This window comes from Phaeobacter sp. HF9A (genome assembly GCF_011806385.1).
GTDB lineage: Bacteria > Pseudomonadota > Alphaproteobacteria > Rhodobacterales > Rhodobacteraceae > Epibacterium.
Genome location: NZ_JAATOX010000198.1, coordinates 1 through 4,383, shown reverse-complemented (window position 1 = coordinate 4,383; position 4,383 = coordinate 1). Strand labels below are relative to the sequence as shown.

The following is a 4,383-nucleotide window of genomic DNA, read 5'->3' as shown; positions in this document are numbered from 1 at the left end:
AAGCGAAACATCTCAAGTCACTTGGGTATTCACATCTAGATTCGGGAGGCTGAGGCGAAATCAGGGGGGATCATCTCAAGACGCGTGAGGATGCGCATCCGGGAGGGGCGAGTGCGCGATATCCTCGTCCTCTGCCGGGACCAGCAGGATGTCTTCCGCCGTCAGGCTTTCGGCACCGGTCAGGCGCATGGCCTCTTCGCCGTCGAGGCGAATGACAGTTTCTCCCGGGGCGTCGGGGTCTGCCTCGACCTCGATCTCCGGCTCCCCCTGGCTGCCGTCATAGACCAACATCAGCTGATCTTCTTCCGCATCGAAATCCACAAGCTCCACAGTGCCCTGGGCAATCCAGTCGCCCAGCAGGATCTGGTCGCTGCCGTCGCCGCCGGTCACCACGTCAGAGGCCCCGGCGATCAGCGTATCATCGCCGTCGCCACCGTTGACATAGTCGCGGGTGTCGTCATCATCCGCGCCGCTGACCACGTCATTCCCGGAGCCACCAAAGAGCGCATCATTGCCCGCGCCGCCAGAAATCGTGTCATCGCCATCGTTGCCATGCACCGAATCCGCGCCCTCGCCGCCGTCAGCGCGGTCATTTCCTGTGCCGCCGTGCAGCGTGTCGGCACCGCTTCCACCGTTCAGATTGTCATCGCCGAAATGACCAAAGAGCGCATCATCGCCCGCCCCGCCGTCCAGCTGATCATCGCCATCGTCGCCATGCAGGCTGTCGCTGCCCTCGCCGCCGCTCAGGCTGTCTGCACCGTCGCCGCCGGAGAGATGATCCAGCTCCTCGGTGCCGGTGACGGAATTCACCTCGCCTTCGCCGCCGGCGAGAAACGTATCGACGGGCACGATGGTGCTGTCCTCCTGATCCGAGGAGGCGGAGTCGTCGGTGAGCTCGTCTTCATCAGACCCGAAGTCGATGAAGATCGCGCTGCCAACGGCGGCAATTCCTAACAGACTGGCCAACCACAACACCGTTCGGCTCCATTTTACCCAGACACTTTTTACCAGGACCGATCTTGGCATGTATACCGGTCCGTTTCAAAACAAAACGAGAACGTGGGTTAATGAAACCCTGCTGAGGCTGTGTCTGTTTGCCAAAGCAAGGGCTTCTGGCTGTAGGCGATATAGAGCGGGTGTTTCGGATGGCCCGCCTTGCTGAGCCCGAGGTGATAGAGCGCGCATCCGGTCTGGCGCAGCCGTGCGGCGACTCGCGGGCCCTGATCCAGATGGGCGCCATGGGTGCCCCAGGCGCAGATCACCATATCGGCCCAGTCCACGCCTTCCAGCAGCACCCGCATATTGTCGGGGCCTTCGGGGGCGGAGGCTGCGCGCATGTCGCGGGGGTCGGTGGCGCGCCAGGCGAATATATTGGTCGCGCGAAAGCCGCCAAACCCAAGCGCCCGGGCGCGGCGTTCGCAGCGCTCGATCGTGGGGTCGTTCTGCACCTCGGTCGCCTTCGAGGGGTTCAGCATCACAAACATCACCCTGCGCCCCGAAGCCTCCCAGATCCGGGTCAGGCTGTAGCGATACCGCTCGCAGTCGGAGTAGACGGCGCTGGAGGGCGCATCGCCCTTGGTGTGATGGCGTGTGATCATGGTGGCGGTTGTCGCCGATCCCGCCCCGATAGGCAATTGCCGACGCTGGGGCGGAAAAGGTCAGCACCTTTGACCTAATGTTTCGTGCGCGAAACAATGGGTCAGCAGTATTTCCCTTTCATTTACAGCACCTTAACCTATCTCGCGTCGATGTGAGCGCAGGTTAGTCCTGGATGAAGACCCGGCTGGGGTGCAATTCCCCGGCCTTGTAGATCCCCACCGCGACCGCCTTGCCATTGAGCGAGGCCCAGGCTTCGTCGCCGTATTCTACATCGGAGGCCAGCACCATGCCGGGGTTGCCGTTGCGCAGCCGAACCGCGCCCTGTTCGGTGCATTTCAGCTCTGGCAGATCGGCGAGCCCTTCTTCGAGGGGGCGCAGATACTGATCCAGCTCCGGCGATTTGGCCAGCGCGTCGATCTGCTCCAGCGAAATCCCGTCCTCGGCATCAAAGGGCCCGGACCAGATCCGGCGCAGCTCCTGCACGTGACCAAGGCAGCCCAGTGCCTCGCCCAGATCCCGCGCGATGGAGCGCACATAGCCGCCCTTGCCGCAGGTCATCTCCAGCACCACGTGATCGGCGTCGGGACGGTCCAGCATCACCAGCTCCTCAACCCAGAGTGCGCGGGCAGAGAGCTCGACCTCCTCGCCGTCGCGGGCGAGCTTATAGGCGCGCTGGCCGTCGATCTTCACGGCGGAGAACTTCGGCGGCACCTGCTGGATTTCGCCGATGAAGCCCATCAGCGCCTCTTTGATCTCTGCATCGGTGGGGCGGGCGTCGGAGGTGGCGATCACCTCGCCCTCGGCATCGTCGGTATTGGTGGCGGCGCCAAGCGTCACGGTGAAGCTATAGGCCTTCAGCGCGTCGGTGATATAGGGAACGGTCTTGGTCGCTTCGCCCAGGGCCACGGCCAGAACGCCGGTGGCTTCGGGATCGAGGGTGCCCGCATGGCCGGCCTTTTTGGCGTCAAACGCCCAGCGGACCTTGTTCACCACGGCGGTGGAGGTCAGCCCGGCGGGTTTGTCCACCACCAGCCAGCCGGAAATGTCGCGTCCCTTGCGTTTGCGTGCCATGAAGATCCCCAATGATGTCGGACAAGGCGCGCGAGGTAGCGCAGGAAAGACAGGCTGTCAATTCTGCGCGGCACCGGCGCCGGTTTCTTTTCGCGGCGCCACCACGCCAACCACCGGCCCCATCATAAAACCAGCATCGTCGCGGCCCAGCTGTGGCGCATGCAGGCGCGAGATATTGCCATCAAAATAAAGCGCCTGAGGCAGCTTCAGATGATCGCGAAACAGGCTGCCAAAATCGTAAAAGCTGACCGCATTGCGCGAGATGACAAAGACCGCGCGGGTCCCGTCGGCGCTGGTGCCGACCCCATTGCGGATATAGCGCGATGTGCTGTCTTTCAGGAACCGCGGATGCAGCGCGCCGTCGATCACCAGCATCGGGCCGGATTGGGTGGCGCTGTCGCAACTGATGCCGCTGTCCCGAAAGGCAAGCGTTTCGATCACATCGGCCCGATGTGGGCGCAGGCAGAAGACGCCGTTGGGCAGCAGGCCGAAATTGCCGGGGCCGGGATTGGTGACCAGGTGCATTTCTTCCTGGCCGTCCTTGATGAACAGGCCAACCGGCGCCCGGTCCTGGTGATACATGCCCGCATTGGTGGCAAAACTGAGCGTCTCGCCCTTGGCCGCCAGATCTGTCTCGATGGTGGAGAAATGCCCCATCACCGCGCCGCTGTCATCGCGCAGGAACAGCCGCAGATCTTCCTGAGCGGCGTCCACCTCGCAGATGGTATAGCCATTGCCGGCGTAGCTCTCGTCGCGGCAGTCCACCGCGCGACCGGGCGAAGCCCAAAGCGCCAGCCCGATCAGCGCGCAGAGGATGGGGGCGGCTCTCATGGCTCAGTCGTCGATATCGCGGCGCACCGCATCCTGATTGAGCATGCGGCGGGTGTCATCCATGCGATCAAAGGTCTCGTCGATCTGGAAACGCAGATCGGGCGTGAATTTCAGCCCGGTTTTCTTGCCGACGGCCCGCCGCAGCTCGCCCTTGTTGCGGGCGAGAAGGCCGATCACGTCCTCCTGTCCCTTGCCGCCGAGGGGCAGCACATAGGCGGTTGCGATTTTCAGATCAGGGGAGGTGCGGACCTCGCCGACGGTGATCGACAGACGGTTCAACTCCGGGTCATGCACATCGCCACGCGCCAGCACCTCAGCCAGGGTGCGGCGGATCACTTCGCCGACGCGAAGCTGACGTTGAGAGGGACCGGAGCCATCGTGGAGTTTGTTCTTTGCCATGCGACTCGATCTATTCCGAAACCCGCCCTTTGCCAAGCGGTCCCTCTCAGGGTAGGAGGAATCCAGCAAACTGTCCAACCAGAGAGTGAAACCATGACGGATAAACCAGGGATCGTGATCACCGGCGCCTCGGGGCGTATGGGGCAAATGTTGATCAGGACGGTGCTGGAGAGCGACAAGGCGGAGCTGGCTGGCGTGGTGGAGCGTGCGGGGCACGACTGGATCGGTCAGGATATCGGCATCGCCATGGGCGGCGCGGCGCTGGGGGTGGTGGTCACCGATGATGCGCTGGCGGCCTTTTCGGGCGCGCAGGCGGTGATTGATTTCACCGCGCCCGAGGCCACGATCGGCTTTTCCAAACTGGCAGCACAGGCGCGCTGTGCTCATGTGATCGGCACCACCGGCATGACGGAAGAGCAGATCGCGCAGCTGGCCCCCGCCGCGCAGGAGACGGTGCTGGTGCGGGCGGGCAATATGTCGCTT

At 63.4% G+C, this 4,383-nt stretch carries 6 protein-coding genes; 1 reads left to right on the top strand and 5 read right to left on the bottom strand.

Going from position 1 to position 4,383, the window contains the following annotated elements; genetic code table 11:
• Positions 1–75 precede the first annotated feature (75 nt).
• The 5 genes from HCZ87_RS19990 to rbfA form a co-directional block, all read right to left on the bottom strand.
• On the bottom strand, positions 76–975 hold the full coding sequence (locus tag HCZ87_RS19990; RefSeq protein WP_167646771.1) for a calcium-binding protein: 900 nt from the start codon (positions 973–975) through the stop codon (positions 76–78).
• Positions 976–1,064: 89 nt separating this feature from the next.
• Positions 1,065–1,598: a DUF1643 domain-containing protein gene (locus HCZ87_RS19985; RefSeq protein ID WP_167646769.1), complete on the bottom strand. Its 534-nt coding sequence runs from the start codon at positions 1,596–1,598 to the stop codon at positions 1,065–1,067.
• Positions 1,599–1,761: 163 nt separating this feature from the next.
• Positions 1,762–2,670 (bottom strand): tRNA pseudouridine(55) synthase TruB, encoded by a 909-nt coding sequence (gene truB / locus HCZ87_RS19980; protein ID WP_167646767.1) that lies wholly within the window; start codon positions 2,668–2,670, stop codon positions 1,762–1,764.
• Between the two features lie 57 nt (positions 2,671–2,727).
• A complete protein-coding gene (locus HCZ87_RS19975) occupies positions 2,728–3,501 on the bottom strand; it encodes a phosphodiester glycosidase family protein (protein WP_167646765.1) in 774 nt (257 codons plus the stop codon).
• Positions 3,502–3,504: 3 nt separating this feature from the next.
• Positions 3,505–3,900 carry a 30S ribosome-binding factor RbfA gene (rbfA, locus tag HCZ87_RS19970; protein ID WP_167646763.1) on the bottom strand — a complete coding sequence of 132 codons (396 nt, stop codon included), beginning with the start codon at positions 3,898–3,900 and terminating at the stop codon, positions 3,505–3,507.
• A gap of 93 nt (positions 3,901–3,993) precedes the next feature.
• On the opposite strand from rbfA, the gene HCZ87_RS19965 reads away from it, so the two are divergent.
• On the top strand, positions 3,994–4,383 hold a 390-nt coding region (locus tag HCZ87_RS19965), incomplete at its 3' end, for a 4-hydroxy-tetrahydrodipicolinate reductase (protein ID WP_368484153.1).

Excerpts from the sequence above, each read along its gene's own strand:
- HCZ87_RS19985 (WP_167646769.1), bottom strand. The coding sequence starts at position 1,598 with ATGATCACACGCCATCACACCAAGGGCGATGCGCCCTCCAGCGCCGTC.
- truB (WP_167646767.1), bottom strand. The coding sequence starts at position 2,670 with ATGGCACGCAAACGCAAGGGACGCGACATTTCCGGCTGGCTGGTGGTG.
- HCZ87_RS19975 (WP_167646765.1), bottom strand. The coding sequence starts at position 3,501 with ATGAGAGCCGCCCCCATCCTCTGCGCGCTGATCGGGCTGGCGCTTTGG.
- rbfA (WP_167646763.1), bottom strand. The coding sequence starts at position 3,900 with ATGGCAAAGAACAAACTCCACGATGGCTCCGGTCCCTCTCAACGTCAG.